This window comes from Nocardioides sp. SYSU D00038, assembly GCF_016924665.1.
Classification (GTDB): Bacteria; Actinomycetota; Actinomycetes; order Propionibacteriales; family Nocardioidaceae; genus Nocardioides.
On the sequence record NZ_JAFFJT010000007.1, the window covers coordinates 378,205 to 394,434 of the forward strand.

Genomic DNA, 16,230 nt, shown 5'->3' on the forward strand with positions numbered 1-16,230 from the left:
GGCTGTGCCGCACCGGCGCGAACCGGTGCCGGGACGGAGCGCGCTGTCCCGGCACCGGCCGCCGGAAGCGGGGCCGCGAGTGCCCCGCTCCCCCGCCCGACCTGGGGACCCGATCGCCAGGCAGCCGGCAGAGCCGAACTACCGGACGCCTGGGTGGCCTGCCTCGCGGCAGGACCTGACCGGATCCCCATCGGCGGACGTTTCTCCTCTCTGACCTGTCCCGGCGCCTAGAGCTGCGCCTTGAGCTGCTTGGACAGGTTCTTCAGGGCGGCCTTGGCGTCCTTGCCGGACGCCTGGCCGGCCAGCGAGGCGAAGGTGTTGAGCGCCCTGCGGGCGTCCCTCACCTTGCCCCGACGGTCGGCCTTCTGGGCCGCCTTCAGCTGGGCCTTCAGCTTCTTGGCCAGCGCGGGCTTGACCTTGTCCTCCTTGTCGAGGCGCTTCACCAGCTTGTGGCCGCCGGCGTAGGTCGCCTTGATCGTGAAGGAGATGGTCCGGACCGTCTGCGTGCCGGCCTTGTCGACCGCGGTCACGACCAGGGAGTGCCGGCCGGAGCGCAGCTTGACGGCGTCGATGGTCACGGGCGAGCCCACGACCTTGCCGTCGAGCGTGATCCGGCGCGACGCGATCCCGGAGGTCGCGTCGCTCGTGGTCACGGTCGCCTTGAGCAGCGCCGCGACGTTGAGCGTCCGTCCGGCGGTGATGCCGGTGACGCGCACGACGGGACCCGTCCGGTCGATCTTGACCGTGGTGCCCTCGACCTCAGAGACCTGGTCGGCCTCGTCGGTCGCCCGCGCCTGCACCTGGTGGGTGCCGTCCGCGGTCAGCTGCACCGGGCCGGCGTACGCCGTCCACGGGCCGCCGTTGACCCGGTACTCGAGCTCGAGGTCGCCCTCGCCACCCTGACCGGCGACCGTGACGGTCACCGGACCGGTGTACCAGCCGGCCTTGCCGTTCGGCGCGGCCGGAGCCGGCGTCACGGTGACGGTCGGAGCGGTCGGCTCCTCGTCGGGCACGACCACGTCGAACTCGCCCGTGGTCTCGTTGCCGGCCTCGTCCGCCGCCCGGTAGGCCACCGTGTGGGTGCCCGGGTCGTCGATCGTGAACGGCTCGGTGTAGTCGGTCTCGGTGCCGTCGTCGACGGTGTAGGTCAGCTCGGTGACCTCGGTGTCGTCGGTGGCGTCGAGCACGACCGTGCCCGGCCCGGTGAGGTCCAGCGTCGCGCAGGCGACGATGGCCCCTTCCTTGTGCAGCACCAGGGCGCGGCCGTCGATCCGCGGCGCCCAGGGCACCGTGGCGGTCGCGGTGGCGGTGCCGTCGGCGGCGCCCACGATGCGCGGACCCGACGTCCAGCCCGGACGCGTGGGCCACAGCTCGTTCGGCGGGACACCGTCGCCCTCCGGGTCGTCGCGGTAGTGCAGACCCAGCGTGTCGCAGGTGCCGACGTGGAGGTGCGACTCGTAGCCGGCGCCCGCCTCGAGACCGGTCAGGTTCAGGTCGGCGGTGGTGGTGAAGCCGTCACCGTCCTGCTCCGAGACCAGGGTGGCGGTGCCGCCGATCTGGGTGTCGACCTTGGTCTTCACCTCGCCCTCGTAGGAGCCGAGCACGGTCGCGTCGACCTCCGGGTCGGTGGTGTCCTCGCCGTTGCACGGGGTCGCCGTGTCGTCGGGCGTGATCCGGAAGTAGTCGAAGTGCGCCGTGATGTTGGCCGCCGCCGCGTTGTTGGCGAAGGCGGTCACACCGATCCGGGGCTCGTTGATGGAGCTCAGGTCGCGCGCACCCGTCATGTCGACGAAGTCCTGGCCGTCGGCGCTGTAGGACGCCGTGACCGCGAGCCCGTCTGGGCTCGAGAGCCGCAGCCACACGGTGTCGGGGAAGTTCGCGCCGAGACCGGAGGTGTTGGTCTCGGTCGCGGTGCCCGCGACCTCCTTGGCGAACTGGATGACGTTGCCCGCCTTGTTGGGCTCGGCCGTCCGGCCCTGCACGACCAGCTTGAGGTAGTTGTTGTCGTCGCCGTAGACGATCAACCCGGCCTGCTGGTACTGCCGCACCGCCGCCAGCGTCACCTTGGTGGTCGCGGTGAACGCGCCGCCGGGCAGGTGCTGGAGGACGATGTTGGGCGTGGCGCTGCCGTTGTTGCCGTAGATGTCGGTCGCGGTGAGCGGGATGTTCAGCGTCCCGTCCGAGACCGTCATCGTCTGGTCACCGCGGACGACGGCGTCCCAGCGGGACGTGTCGAGCGAGGTGCCGTCGAACCCGTCGGAGCGACCGGTGAAGCAGGTGTCCTCCGGCGCGAAGACCTTGACCGTGATGGTCTTGGTCGACTTGGCCCCACGGGCGTCGGTCGCGGTCACCTTGGCCGGGTAGGTGCCCGGCTGGGTGTAGGTGTGCGACACGTTGGCACCCGTGGCCGTCTCGCCGTCACCGAATGCCCAGTCGAAGGTGATCGCGTCACCGTCGGGGTCGGTGGCCGAGGACGTGAAGGCCACGGTGAGCGGGCCGGGACCGGACGTCACGTCGGCCGAGGCCTCGAGCACCGGACGCCGGTTGTCGGTGATGCCGTCGCCGATGAAGTCGATCCAGTTGATGTTCGACCCACCGGACGTCTCGACGAAGTAGAGCGGACCCGTGGTCGTGCTCGGCGCCGTCAGGTTCGCCTGGACGTTCTGGTAGACCTGCCAGTCGCCGGTGTTGGGCACGGTGATCGTGGCCACCGCGGGACCGTCCGGCGCGCCGGTGCGGACCTCGTAGGTGGCCCCCTGCGGGGACGCCGCCCGGAGCGAGATCGCGTTGATCCCGGTCAGGTTCATCTTGTCCCAGCCGAACCAGTCACCGGGCTCGATGAACCCGACGTTCTTGGTGCCGCCCTGGGTGTCACCGGTGTCCTCGGTGACGACCCCCGGGTCACCGCCCGAGGTCGAGCCGGCCAGGCGCCCGGTGTTGTCGAAGTACTCGGCCTCCTTGCGCTTGGTGTGCACGACGATCGTGTCGCTGCCCTGGAGCGCGGAGGTGCCGGGCGCACCCGAGTCGGTGTACTTCGCCGTGATGGTGCCGAAGATGTTGGCGCCCACGTGGCCCTCGTCGCCGGGCAGCGGGAAGACGCCCTCGCAGCCGGTGTACAGCTCGTAGCCGTGGTTGTGCTCGTCGTGGCCCAGGGCGGGCTGGACGACGACCCGGTTGCAGTCGATCGTGGGGTCCTCCGGGTCGGTGACGACGACCTTGTACTTCATCGTGTCGCCGAACTCGAAGAAGCCGCCCTCGGCCGGGAGCACCAGCTCGACGGTGGGCGCGGTGTTGCCCGACGTGATCGCGAGGTTGGACACCGCGGTGCGGCCGTCCTCGTCGGTCACGGTCAGCCGGGCGGTGTAGTCGCCCGCCTCGGTGTAGGTGTGCGTCGGGCTCTCGTCGGTGCTGTCGACGGTGTCGTCACCGTCGAAGTCCCACGCGTAGGTGAGCGGCGAGCCGTCGGGGTCGCTCGAGGCACTGCCGTCGAAGTTGACGGTCAGCGGCGCCGGACCGGACGTCTTGTCGGCGGTCGCCCGGGCGATCGGGGCCCGGTTGCCCTGCACGTAGTCGATCCGGTAGATGCCGGAGTCGGCGTTGTTGCCGCCGAACCCGCTGCCCCACTCGATCATGTAGAGCGCGCCGTCCGGTCCGAACTGGAGGGCGTGGGGACGCGTCATCGGCAGCTCCGGCAGGAACCGGTTGACGTCGTCGTAGCCGTTGCCGGCCTCGTTGACCTGCACGGTGAACAGGCGGCTGTTGTTCCAGTCGGCCCAGATCGCCTTGCCGTCGAAGTACGCCGGCCACTTGCGGTCGGAGTCGAGGTCGGCGTCGTAGGCGTAGGTGCCGGACGTCATCGGCGCACCGCTGGCACCGATCTCGGGCGAGCCGGTGATCGAGCCGTTGTTGCTCTGCCACATCGTCGCGGCCTTGGCCGGCGGCAGGTTGGTCAGACCCGTGTTGTTGGGCGAGTTGTTGACCGGGGCAGCGCAGTTGAACGTCGCGCCGGCCTGGCTGGTCGCGAAGTTGTAGTCGTTGTACGGCGTGTTGTCGCCCACGCAGTACGGCCACCCGTAGTTGCCGGGCTCGGAGAGGATGTTCCACTCCACCCGACCGTTCGGGCCGCGGGTCGGGCTCACCGAGCCGGCGTCCGGACCGTAGTCGGCCACGATGATCTTGTTGTGCTGCTCGTCGAGACCGATGCGGAACGGGTTGCGGAAGCCCATGGCGTAGATCTCGGGCTTGGTCTGGGCGGTGCCGGCCGGGAACAGGTTGCCGGTGGGCACGTCGTAGCCACCCGCGGCCTTGGGCTTGATGCGCAGCACCTTGCCGTTGAGGCTGTTGGTGTTGGCCGAGGTGCGCTGGGCGTCCCAGGCGGAGCGGTTCTCACGCTCGTCGATCGGCGCGTAGCCGTCGGAGTCGAACGGGTTCGTGTTGTCACCCGTGGCGATGTAGAGGTTGCCGTCGTGGTCGAACTCCAGCGAGCCACCCGCGTGGCAGCACTGCTGCCGCTGCACCGGGATGTCGATGATCGTCGTGGCGCTGTTCATGACCAGCGAGTTGCCGTTGAGGGTGTAGCGCGCGACCCGGTCGACCGACCCGGCGTTGGTGGGTGAGTAGTAGAGGTAGACCCAGTTGTTGGTCTCGAAGTCGGGGTCGAGCGCGATCCCGAGCAGACCGAACTCCTGGCCGGTGTAGACCGGGATCTCGCCGGCCTCGACGACGTTGCCGTTGGTGAGGACGATCTTCACCTCGCCGTTGCGGTCGACGTAGAAGACCCGGCCGTCGTCGGCGATCGCCAGCTCCATCGGGTTGGCGGTGTTGTCGTCGAGGGTGATCTTCTCGAAGCTGGTCGGCACGGTGGCCGCGCAGTCGGCAGCCTGGACGCCGGCGGCGGTGCGGATGCCGCCGAGGATGTGGTCGAGGAACTCGGGCTCGGAGAACGACGCGTTGGTGTGGCCCATGCCGGTGTACCAGCTGCGGCCGCCGTCGTAGTCCTGGCACCACGCGATCGGGTGCTCGACGCCCATGTTCCCGCCCTGGTAGCTCGTCTCGTCGAGCGAGGCGAGCACGTGGACCTTGTTGCGCGGGTTGGTGCGGTAGTTGTACCACTCGTCGGTGCGGTCCCAGCGGGCCGGGAGGCCGGCCGTCGACGGGTGCGCCGGGTCCTCGACCTTGACGGTCGCGTCGGGCGTGCCCGGCGGGTGGCCCTGGAAGTAGGAGCCCACCAGCTCGCCGTACCAGGCCCAGTCGTACTCGGTGTCGGAGGCGGCGTGGATGCCGGCGTAGCCGCCGCCGGCCTCGATGTAGTCCTCGAACGCCGCCTGCTGCGTGGCGTTGAGGACGTCACCGGTGGTGGAGAGCCAGATCACCACGTCGTACTGCGCGAGGTTCGCGGCCGTGAAGTCGTCCGCGTCCTCGGTGGTGTCGACGGTGAAGTCGTGGTCGGCGCCGAGCTGCTCGATCGCGGCGATGCCGGACTCGATGCTGCCGTGCCGGAAACCGGCCGTCTTGCTGAAGATGAGCGCCTTGAACGGCGCCGTCTCCTCGTGACCCGGGTGGGCCTGGGCAGGTGTGGCCAGTGCCATCGCGCCCAGCGGGAGCGCGACGAGCATGGCCAGGACGTACCCGAGTGCTGAACGCGCTCGGGTACTCAGGCCCGTGATGAGGTGATTCATCACGTACTCCTTCGTGTGGTGGCGGTGCGCTCCGCTGGTTCCGGGGCGGGTCCCCGGTCGTTCGGCCCTTGGTGGTGCTGATGAAGTTGTGGTGCTGCTCTCCGGTAGTGGTGGTGCCCCGAGGGGCCCTGTTCAGCGGACGCCGAGCAGGTGCTCCATGGCGAGCTGGTCGAGCGCCTCCATGGCGATGGAGCGGTCGGCCAGGCCCTGCACGTCGTACGACGCGTTGCGCAGGTCGTCGAGCGACTCGCCCTCGGCCAGCGTCGGCTGGTCGAGCTCGGCGACCTGGGCGGCCTCCAGCGCGGCGGTGACCTCGGGGTCGGCCCGGAAGGCCTGCACCTTCTCGCGCAGGATCAGGTAGTTGCGCATGCAGGCCTTGGCGGAGTCCCACACTCCGTCGACGGCCTCGGCCCGCGGGGGCTTGTAGTCGAAGTGGATGTAGCCGTCGTAGGCGTTGGCGGTGCCGCTGCCGAGCAGGGTGTCGACGGTCCAGAACGCGCCCCGCAGGTTGCCGGCGCCGAAGCGCAGGTCCTGGTCGAACCGCGGGCCGTGCTGGCCGTTGAGGTCGACGTGGAACAGCTTGTCGTGCCACAGCGCCTGCGCGATGCCGTGGGCGAAGTTGAGGCCCGCCATCTCCTCGTGGCCGGTCTCGGGGTTGAGGCCGACCATCTGGGGGTCGTCGAGCTCGGCGATGAGCGCGAGCGCGTGACCGATCGTGGGCAGCAGGATGTCGCCGCGCGGCTCGTTGGGCTTGGGCTCCAGGGCGAACCGCAGGTTGTAGCCCTGCTCCTTGACGTAGGCGGAGAACAGGTTGAGCGACTCGACCATCCGGTCGAGCGACGCGCGGATGTTCTTGCCCGCACCGTGCTCGGCGCCCTCGCGACCGCCCCACAGCACGAAGGTGTCGGCCCCCAGGCTGGCGGCGAGGTCGATGTTGCGCAGCACCTTCTTCACGGCGTAGCGGCGCACCTCGCGGTTGTTGGCCGTCAGCGCGCCCTCCTTGAAGATCGGGGGGCTGAACAGGTTCGTGGTCACCATCTCGACCCGGAGGCCGGTGTCGGCCAGCGCCTTGCTGAACCGCTCCAGGGTGTGGTCGCGGGTCTCGTCGTCCGGCACCAGGTCGTCGTCGTGGAAGGTCACGGCGGAGGCGCCGATCTCGGCCAGCTTGTAGGTCGACTCGACGGGGTCGAGCGCGGGACGGGACGCCGGGCCGAAGACGTCGACGCCCTCCCAGCCCACCGTCCAGAGCCCGAAGCTGAACTTGTCCTCGGGACGGGGGGTGTAGTCGTTGGTCACTGGGTGATCTCCTGCCACTGTCGGGTGTCGGAGCTCGTCTCGACCGCGCCCAGCACACGCTGGACCTGCAGGCCGTCGGCGAACGTCGGGGTGGGGTCGGTGCCCTCGGCGACCGCCCGGACCAGGTCGACGACCTGGTGGGTGAAGCCGTGCTCGTAGCCGAGGCCGTGGCCGGCCGGCCACCACGCCTCGACGTAGGGGTGCCCGGGCTCGGTCACCAGGATCCGGCGGAAGCCGGCGGTCTCGTCGGGCTCGGTGGCGTCGAAGAGCTCGAGGACGTTCATGTCCTCGAAGTCGAAGGCCAGCGAGCCCTTCGACCCGTTGATCTCGATCCGGATCGCGTTCTTGCGACCGGTGGCGAAGCGGGTGGCCTCGAAGACGCCGAGGGCACCGCCGGTGAAGGTGGCGATGAAGACCGCTGCGTCGTCGACGGTCACCGGACCGGTCTCGCCGGAGGCGCCGCCGCCGCCCAGGGTGCCGGCCGTGTCACCGGCCGCCAGGGGGCGCTCCTTCACGAAGGTCTCGAGGCGGCCGGACACCGAGGTGATCCGGTCGCCGGTGATGTGCTGGGTGAGGTCGATGATGTGGGCGCCGATGTCGCCCAGCGCGCCGGAGCCCGCCTTCTCCTTGTCCAGGCGCCACGAGAGCGGCGCGGTGGGGTCGGCGATCCAGTCCTGGAGGTACTGCGCCCGCACGTGGCGGATCTCCCCGATCCGGCCCTCGGCCACCAGCTTGCGGGCCAGGGCGACGGCGGGGACGCGTCGGTAGGTGAAGCCGACCATGGCGCGGACGCCCTCGGCGGCTGCCTTCTCGGCCGCGGCGACCATCGCCTCGGCCTCCTCGACGGTGTTGGCGAGCGGCTTCTCGCAGAGCACGTGCTTGCCGGCCTCGAGCGCGGCGATCGCGATCTCGGCGTGGGTGTCGCCCGGCGTGCAGATGTCGACCAGGTCGACGTCGTCGCGCTCGACGACGCGCCGCCAGTCGGTCTCGGTCTCGGCCCACCCCAGACGGGTGGCCGCCTCGGCGACCCGGTCGGCGTCGCGGCCGCAGACCACCCGCATCGCCGGGTCGAGCGGCAGGTCGAAGAAGCGGGGCGCGCTGCGCCAGGCCTGGGAGTGGGCGGCGCCCATGAACGCGTGCCCCACCATCGCCACCGCGAGGGTTGGCCGGCTGCTGGTCATCTGTGTCTCCATCGTCGTCACGGGTGCGTCCCTCGGGTGGTGGGACGGCCGGGGTGCCGCCCCTCCCCCGCGTGGTGACGGGGGAGGGACGGCGGTGTCAGTGCCCGGTCCGGGCCTGGGTGTCGCTCAGGACTCGAAGGCGCTGTCGATGAAGGCGTCGACGTTGTCCTTGGTCACGACCGGCGCGTAGAGCTGCACCGTGCGCGGGACCTCGACCTCGACCAGGTCGCTCATCGCCTTCTGCTGCACGAGCAGGCGGGCGAGCTTGACGCCGTCGGCGCCCTGGGTCGACGGGTAGATGACGGTCGCCTTCAGGACGCCGCTGTCCTCCTGGATGGCACGCATCGCGTTGGCGGAGCCGGCACCGCCGACCATGATGAACTCGTCGCGACCGGCGTTCTCGAACGCCGCCAGCACGCCGACGCCCTGGTCGTCGTCGTGGTTCCACACGGCGTCGATCTTCGGAGCGGCCTGCAGCAGGTTGGCCGCGGCCTCCTCGCCACCCTCGACAGTGAAGTCGGCGGCGACGCGGTTGTCGACGTCGAGGCCGCACTCGTCGAGCGCGTCCTTGAAGCCCTGGCTGCGGTCCTGGGTCAGCGGCAGCGAGTCGATGCCGGCGATCTCGGCGACCACGGCGTCGGGGTTGTCGCCGAGCTGCTCGCAGATGTAGGTGCCCGCCGAGACACCCATGCCGTAGTTGTCACCGAGGACGGTGACGCGGGCGGCGTTCGGGTCGTCGAACTCGCGGTCGACGTTGACGACCGGGATGCCGGCCTCCATCGCCTTGAGCGCGACCGGGGTCATCGCGGCGCCGTCGAACGGCAGCAGCACGATGGCGTCGACCTTGTCGTTGATGAAGGTCTCGACCTGGCTGATCTGGAGGTTGACGTCGTTGGTGCCCTCCGCGACCCGGAGCTCGATGTCGTCGTACTGCTCGGCCAGCTTCTTGGTGGACTCGGTGATCGAGCCCATCCAGCCGTGGTCGGCAGCCGGGGCCGAGAAGCCGATGACGACCTTGTCGCCGGGCTCGTCGTTGGAGCCCGCCTCGGCCTCCGACGTACCGCCGCTGATGTTGTCGTTGTCGTCGTCGGGCTCGTTGCCGGTGCAGGCCGCCAGGGCCAGGACGGCCACGCCGGCGACGAGGCCGGTGCCGAGCTTCTTGGTGTTGCGCCGCAGGGACATGGTGGTGCTCCTTGAACTGAAGGGGTGGTGCGGAGAGGGGTGTGCCGAGAGGTGGTGCGTCCGAGACGTGGTGCGGGTGGTGCTAGGTGGTGGTGCTGTTGCGCGACGCCAGCCGCTGCTGGAGCAGGACGGCGGCGACGATGATGGCTCCCTTGAGGAGCGACTGCTCCGAGATGGAGCGGTTGTTGAGGGTGAAGACGTTGGTGAGCGTGGTGAAGATCAGCACGCCGATCACGGTGCCGACGATGGTGCCGCGGCCGCCGGCGAGCAGGGTGCCGCCGATGACGACCGCGGCGATGGCGTCGAGCTCGTAGAGGGTGCCGTGGGTCGACGAGCCGGTCGTGGTGCGGGCGACCAGCATCAGCGCCGCGATGCCGCAGCAGACGCCGACGAGGACGTAGAGCATCACGGTGTGGCGCTTGACGTTGATGCCGGCGAGGCGGGCCGCCTCGGGGTTGCCGCCCACCGCGAGCGTGCGCCGGCCGAAGGTGGTGCGGTTGAGCAGCACCCAGCCGGCGATGGCGACCAGCACGAAGAGCCAGACCGAGAAGGAGAGGCCGAGGATCTCGCGGTTGAAGAACTCGCGGAAGCCGGGGACGTCGACGATCTGGGTCTTGCGGTTGGAGATGATCTCGGCCAGGCCGCGCGCGCTGGCGAGCATCGCCAGGGTCATGATGAACGGCACGATGCCGCCGTAGGCGATGAGCAGGCCGTTGACCAGGCCGCACGCGGCGCCGACCAGCAGCGCCACCGCCACCATCGCGACCCAGTGGCCGTCGCGGGCGAGGTCCTGGGTGGCGAGCGTCGTGCACCACACCGAGGAGAGGGCGAGGATCGCGCCGACCGAGAGGTCGATGCCGCCGCCGGTGATGACGAAGGTCATGCCGATGCTGACGACGCCGATGGTGGCGGCCAGGCTGAGGATCGTCTGCACGTTGCCGGTGCTGACGAAGCGCTCGCCGGCGGTGGCGGCGCCCACGACACAGAGGATGACCAGGGCGATCACGAGGCCGAGGTTGCGGCCCATGCCGGTGCCGAGGAGGCGGGTGAGCGCCGAGGCCTCGCCGGCCTTCGCGCGCTCGACCTCGAGGGCCTCCTGCTCGGCCTTGCGGGTGGCCTCCTTGTCGGCCGCGGTGCGGGCGTCGTCGACGTCGAGACCCGCGGCGAGCGAACCGCCGGGCTCGGGAGTGGGGGTCGAGCTCTCGCTCATGCTGCGCTTCCTTCCATGACCAGGTCGAGGACCTGGGACTCGTCGATCTCGGTGGCGGCGGACTCGTGGACGACGCGGCCCTCGCGGACCACCAGCACGCGGTCGGAGAGCCCGAGCACCTCCTCGACCTCGCTGGAGACCACGACCACGGCCACACCGCTGTCGGCCAGGGTGCGGATGAGCTGGTAGATCTCGGTGCGCGCGCCGACGTCGACGCCGCGGGTGGGCTCGTCGAGCAGCAGCACCCGGCACTCGCGCAGCAGCCAGCGGGCCAGCACGACCTTCTGCTGGTTGCCGCCCGAGAGCGTGCCGACGGCGCGGACCACGCCGGTCGGGCGCACGTCGAGCGACGTGGTGAGCTGCTCCGCGCGGGCGCGCTCCTCGCCGCGGTCGAGGAATCCGAGCCGGGCGAAGCGGTTCATCGACGAGATCGTGATGTTGGTGTAGACGGCCTGGTCGAGCAGCAGGCCCTGGCTCTTGCGCTCCTCGGGGCAGAGGCCGACGCCGGCCTTCACCGCGTTGGTCACCGACCCGCGGCGCAGCGGCTTGCCGTCGACGGTCACGGTGCCGTTCGAGGCCCGGCGGGCGCCGTAGAGGGTCTCGAGGATCTCGGAGCGGCCGGCGCCGACCAGGCCCGTCAGGCCGACGATCTCGCCGGCGTGGACGGTCATGTCGACACCGCTGAACACGCCCTCGAGCGCCAGGTCCCGGACCTCCAGGACGACGTCGTTGCGGGCCGGGTCGAACTCGGGGCGCGGCGGGAAGACGTACTCGATCGCGCGGCCGGTCATCAGCTCGATCAGCCGGGAGGTCGGGGTGTCGGCGACGGCGAGGCCGGTGGCGACGGTCGAGCCGTCCTTGAGCACGGTGATCCGGTCACCGATCTCGCGGATCTCCTCGAGCCGGTGGGAGATGTAGACGATCGCGACGCCCTCGGCGGTGAGGCCGCGGATGACCCGGAAGAGGTTCTTCACACCCTCCTGGTCGAGCACCGCCGACGGCTCGTCGAGGATGAGCAGCTTCGTGTCGTGGGACAGCGCCCGCGCCATGCTGACGATCTGCTGGTTGGCCGGGGAGAGGTCGCCCACGGCACGGCTCGGCGAGATCTCGGGGTGGCCGAGGCGGGTGAGCAGCTCGCGGGTGACCTTGTTGGCCCGGGCCCGCTGGGAGAAGCCGCCGCGGGACATCTCGTGGCCGAGGAAGACGTTCTCGGCGACGCTGAGGTCGGGCACCAGGTCGAGCTCCTGGTAGATCGTCGCCACGCCGGCGTTGATCGCCTGGAGCGGCGAGCCGAACGACACCTCCTGGCCGTTCCAGGTGATGGTGCCCTCGTCGGGCTGGTACGCCGCGGCGAGCACCTTGATCAGGGTGGACTTGCCGGCGCCGTTCTGGCCGAGGAGGCAGTGCACCTCGCCGGCCCGGACGTCGAGGTCGACGCCGCCGAGGGCGCGCACGCCCGGGAACTCCTTGACGATGCCGCTCATCTGGAGCAGCACCTCGCCCGGAGCGGCGCTCGGGGCTGTGTTCTGGGGGGTCACGAGACTCCTCCTGCCGCGGCGGGGCGGCGGTCTACGAGCATCGGGTCGGCGAACACCGCGTCGAGGGCGACGGTCGCGCCGCCCCGGACTGCGGCGGTGAATCCGAAGGTGGACAGGAGGACGCGGGTGCCGGCCGCGTCCGGGGCGAGCACGCCCTGCTCGAGGGCCTGCTCGATGGCCGGCCGCATGTGGTGGCCGACCTGGGCGAAGTAGCCGCTCAGCACGATCGAGGCGGGGTTGAGCGCGTTGGTGAGCACCGCGGCGCCCACACCGACCCACTGACCGACCTGGTGCAGGGCGGCGAGGGTGCGGGTGTCGCCGAGGTCGGCGCGGCGGTTGAGCTCGGCGAGCCGGTCGTCGATGGCCAGCGCGGGGTCGCGCACCGGGTCGTCGGAGTCGGCGGCGGCGTCGAGCAGCGCGTGCAGACCGCTCACGGTCTCCCAGCAGCCCACCCGGCCGCAGCCGCAACGGCGGCCGTGGGGCTCGACGATCATGTGACCGAACTCGCCGGCGTAGCCGCGGCGGCCGCGCAGCAGCCGGCCGTCGGCGACGATCCCGCCACCCACGCCGATCTCGCCGAAGATGACGAGGATGTCGCGGCGGTCGGCGTCGCCGGGGACGGCCTCGGCCATCGCGGCGAGGTTGCCCTCGTTGTCGATGGAGACGGGGAGGTCGTCGCCGAGCGCCTCGCGCACCATGTCCGCGACCGGCACGTCCTGCCAGCCCAGGTTGGGTCCGTGGGTGAGCACCTCGGCGGTGCGGTCGACCAGGCCGGCGATGCCGATGACCAGGCCGACGGGGCGGATGTCGCGGTGGCTCAGGTCGGCGACCGTGCGCCGGACCAGGTCGACCAGCTGCTGGACCACCTCGGCCGACGACAGCCGGCGGGCGTCGAGGCCGATCTTGTGCTCGGCGACGACGTTGCCCGCCAGGTCGAGGGCCAGGGTCGAGACGTGGTTGACGTTGACCTCGGCGCCGATGCCGCACACGCCGTGGCCGTCGAGCTCGACGAACGTGCCGGGACGGCCGACGCCGCCACGCTCGACGTCGCCGGTGCGGACCAGGCCGCGCTCGGTGAGCTCGCCGACCAGGTCGGAGGCCGCCTGCCGGGACAGGCCCAGCTCGGCGGCGAGGGTGGCACGGGACCGGGGACCGTGGTCGCGCAGCTGACGGAGGACCAGGCCGAGCTTGGTGCGGCGGAAGTTGAGCTCGCCCGCGGCGTCGTCGTGGTTGCGCATGGCTCGTCGTCCACCTCCATCCGATCGGCTTGTGATCCGGGTGTGGCCCCAGTCACTCGTTTGTTGGTCTGGCGCACAAACTAGGGACGGTCGTCACATCGGCGCAAGTACCTGGCCCAAAGTTTTTGGCCACCAGGCGTAAATCTTTCGAAATCCATTGGACGAAGTTCCGCAACTCGGGTGCGGATGGGCTGAATGAAACGTTGCAAACGACCGAACGCCGCGGCCGGCCCGAGGCGCGCCGAGTCGTCGTTACCGCATGGCAGTAACGACGACTCGGCGGAGGGTCAGGCGGGCCTGACGGCCCGGTAGCGCTCGCGGACGGCCGCGACCGGGGCGGCGTCGTACGTCGACACCTCGCCGGTGGTCCAGGCAGGGGGCGTGTCGCCGCCGGCGAGGGCCCAGGCGGCCTGGCGGCAGGCGCCGTCGGCGACGTACTCGCCCGGGGCCGGCACCTCGACCGGCACGCCGAGCACGGTCGGCGCCAGCCGGCGCACGGCCTCGGACTGGGCGCCGCCGCCGACCAGGCTGACCCGCCGCGGCGTCACGCCGGTGGCGAGCAGGGCGTCGAGCCCGTCGGCGAGGCCGCAGAGCATGCCCTCGACGGCCGCGCGGGCCAGGTGGGCCGGGGTCATGGTGCCGAGCGTGAGCCCGTGGAGGGTGCCGGTGGCGTCGGGCAGGTTGGGGGTGCGCTCGCCCTCGAGGTAGGGCACCAGCACCAGCCCGTCGGCGCCCGCCGGCGCCGAGAGCGCGAGGTCGGAGAGGGTGGCGAGGTCGACGCCGAGGGTGCGCGCGGTGGCGTCGAGCACCCGGGCGGCGTTGAGCGTGCAGACCAGCGGCAGGAAGTGGCCGGTGGCGTCGGCGAAGCCCGCGACGATGCCGCTGGCGTCGCGCACCCCGGAGGTGGCCACGGCGGTGACGACGCCAGAGGTGCCGATCGACACGACGACGTCCCCGGGGCCGGCGGCCAGGCCGAGCGCGGCACCGGCGTTGTCGCCCGCGCCGGCGCCCAGCACCGCACCCCCCGGCGTGCGGCCGGCCTGCTCGGCGGGTCCGACCACGCGGGGCACCAGCGGCTCGTGACCGAGCGCCAGCTTGAGCAGGTCCGGACGGTACTCGCCGGTCTCGGCCGACCAGTAGCCGGTGCCGCTGGCGTCGCTGCGGTCGGTGGTGGCGGTGGCGATGTCGGCGGAGCCGGAGAGCTTCCAGGTGAGCCAGTCGTGGGGCAGCAGCACGGCCGCCGTGCGGCGGGCGTGCTCGGGCTCGTGCTCGGCGAGCCACCGGAGCTTGGTGACCGTGAAGCTGGCGACCGGGACGACGCCGACGGCGTCGGCCCAGGCCTGGGGGCCCCCCAGCTCGTCGGTGAGGTCGGCGGCGGCGCCGGCGGAGCGGGTGTCGTTCCACAGCAGGGCCGGACGCACCACCTCGCCCGCCTCGTCGAGGCAGACCATCCCGTGCTGCTGGCCGCCGACGGCGACCGCGGCGACGTCGTCGAGCCCGCCGGCCTGGGCGATCGCCTCCTGCAGTGCCGACCACCAGTGGGCCGGGTCGACCTCGGTGCCGTCGGGGTGCGACGCACGTCCGCTGCGCACCAGCTCCCCGGTCTCGGCGTCGCGGACGACGACCTTGCAGCTCTGGGTCGAGCTGTCGACTCCGGCAACGAGCGTCACGGGATCCTCCCCTGGTCAGCGGCATAGACGACCCCGCTGATCAGGCGAGCGGCACCGACGACCCCGGCGTGGTCGCCGAGCTCGGTGAGCACGATCGGCAGGCTGCCGGTCGCCAGCGGGAGAGAGCGACGATAGGTCACACCACGGATCTCGGCCAACAGCGAGTGGCCCAGCGCGGTCACGCCGCCGCCGATCACGATGAGATCGGGGTTGAAGAACGAGACCAGGCTGGCGAGCACCTGCCCGATCCGGCGACCGCTGTCGCGGATCAGCTGGACGGCGTGCGGATCGCCTTGTGACACAGCGGTTCCGACGTCGGCGGCGGTGAGCACGCCCTTGTCGGTGAGCAGCGAGGCGAGGATCTCGGAGCGGCCCGCCTGGGCCGCCGCGGTGGCGTCCCGGGCGAGCGCAGCACCCCCGGCGAAGGCCTCCAGGCAGCCGGTGTTGCCGCAGGCGCAGGTGGGCCCGAAGTCGTCGACGCGGATGTGGCCGATGTCCCCGGCGCAGCCGTCGGCGCCCCGGTAGAGCTCGCCGTCGATGACGATGCCGCAGCCGATGCCGGTGCCGATCTTGACGTAGAGGAAGTTGTGGGCGGTGCGGGCGACACCGGCGTGCTGCTCGCCGACCGCCATCACGTTGACGTCGTTGTCGAGCACGACGGGGCAGCCGAGCTCGCGGGAGACCGCGTCGCGCACCGGGTAGCCGTCCCAGCCGGGCATGATCGGCGGGCTGACGGGCAGCCCCCGGTGGAAGTCGACCGGGCCCGGCACGCCGATGCCGACGCCGACCAGCCGGTCGACGTCCGCCTCGGTCATCAGCTGGCGCGCGGTCCTGAGCGCGATCGCCAGCACCGCCTCGGGCCCCTGCTTGATGTCGCACGGCACCGCGCGGTGGGCCAGCACGCCGAGCCGACCGTCGGTCACCGCGACCGAGAGGCCGGTGGCCCCGACGTTGATGCCCGCGAACCGGATCGAGGCGTCGAGGTCGACCATCGTGGAGCGCCGGCCGCCGCGCGAGGCCGCCGGTCCGGTCTCCTCGGCCAGCCCGAGCTCGCCGAGCCGGGCGACCTCGGCGGCCACCGTGGTGCGCGAGACCTCCAGCCGGTCAGCCAGCTGGGCCCGGGAGAGAGGCCCGGTGTCGCGCAGCAGCGCCAGGAGCCGGGCCTGGAGCGGGGTCTCGGCCCGTCCGGCGAGGGAATGCAGCACGCGCGCATCCTCCCACGCGCTGCCAACGTCGC

Annotated in this window: 9 protein-coding genes; all 9 read right to left on the reverse strand. The window is 71.4% G+C overall.

Annotated features, from left to right (window positions below; translation table 11 throughout):
- Positions 1 to 227: 227 nt before the first annotated feature.
- Positions 228 to 5,615, reverse strand: coding sequence for a ThuA domain-containing protein (locus JT721_RS04050; protein ID WP_205471609.1), 5,388 nt, complete (start codon positions 5,613 to 5,615; stop codon positions 228 to 230).
- A 195-nt stretch (positions 5,616 to 5,810) separates the two neighbouring features.
- Positions 5,811 to 6,974, reverse strand: coding sequence for a xylose isomerase (xylA, locus tag JT721_RS04055; protein ID WP_205471610.1), 1,164 nt, complete (start codon positions 6,972 to 6,974; stop codon positions 5,811 to 5,813).
- Positions 6,971 to 8,155, reverse strand: a complete 1,185-nt coding sequence (locus JT721_RS04060) for a Gfo/Idh/MocA family protein (protein ID WP_205471611.1) — start codon at positions 8,153 to 8,155, stop codon at positions 6,971 to 6,973. The genes xylA and JT721_RS04060 overlap by 4 nt, the downstream gene beginning before the upstream one ends.
- Positions 8,156 to 8,281: 126 nt before the next feature.
- The gene (locus tag JT721_RS04065; RefSeq protein WP_205471612.1) at positions 8,282 to 9,337 is read right to left on the reverse strand and encodes a substrate-binding domain-containing protein; all 1,056 of its coding nucleotides are present in this window, start codon (positions 9,335 to 9,337) and stop codon (positions 8,282 to 8,284) included.
- Between the two features lie 82 nt (positions 9,338 to 9,419).
- Positions 9,420 to 10,547 carry an ABC transporter permease gene (locus JT721_RS04070; protein WP_205471613.1) on the reverse strand — a complete coding sequence of 376 codons (1,128 nt, stop codon included), beginning with the start codon at positions 10,545 to 10,547 and terminating at the stop codon, positions 9,420 to 9,422.
- Complete coding sequence (locus JT721_RS04075; protein ID WP_307827873.1) at positions 10,544 to 12,085, reverse strand: sugar ABC transporter ATP-binding protein; 1,542 nt, start codon at positions 12,083 to 12,085, stop codon at positions 10,544 to 10,546. The genes JT721_RS04070 and JT721_RS04075 overlap by 4 nt, the downstream gene beginning before the upstream one ends.
- The gene (locus tag JT721_RS04080) at positions 12,082 to 13,323 is read right to left on the reverse strand and encodes an ROK family transcriptional regulator (protein ID WP_205471614.1); all 1,242 of its coding nucleotides are present in this window, start codon (positions 13,321 to 13,323) and stop codon (positions 12,082 to 12,084) included. Before JT721_RS04080 ends, JT721_RS04075 begins: the two co-directional genes overlap by 4 nt.
- Positions 13,324 to 13,610: 287 nt before the next feature.
- A complete protein-coding gene (xylB, locus tag JT721_RS04085) occupies positions 13,611 to 14,993 on the reverse strand; it encodes a xylulokinase (protein ID WP_205471615.1) in 1,383 nt (460 codons plus the stop codon).
- Positions 14,990 to 16,198 (reverse strand): ROK family transcriptional regulator, encoded by a 1,209-nt coding sequence (locus JT721_RS04090; protein WP_205471616.1) that lies wholly within the window; start codon positions 16,196 to 16,198, stop codon positions 14,990 to 14,992. Before JT721_RS04090 ends, xylB begins: the two co-directional genes overlap by 4 nt.
- Positions 16,199 to 16,230 lie beyond the last annotated feature (32 nt).

What these genes read in the sequence shown, in the direction of transcription:
- JT721_RS04060 (WP_205471611.1), bottom strand. Translation starts at nt 8,155, where the DNA reads ATGACCAGCAGCCGGCCAACCCTCGCGGTGGCGATGGTGGGGCACGCG.
- JT721_RS04050 (WP_205471609.1), bottom strand. Translation starts at nt 5,615, where the DNA reads ATGCTCGTCGCGCTCCCGCTGGGCGCGATGGCACTGGCCACACCTGCC.
- JT721_RS04065 (WP_205471612.1), bottom strand. Translation starts at nt 9,337, where the DNA reads ATGTCCCTGCGGCGCAACACCAAGAAGCTCGGCACCGGCCTCGTCGCC.
- JT721_RS04070 (WP_205471613.1), bottom strand. Translation starts at nt 10,547, where the DNA reads ATGAGCGAGAGCTCGACCCCCACTCCCGAGCCCGGCGGTTCGCTCGCC.
- JT721_RS04080 (WP_205471614.1), bottom strand. Translation starts at nt 13,323, where the DNA reads ATGCGCAACCACGACGACGCCGCGGGCGAGCTCAACTTCCGCCGCACC.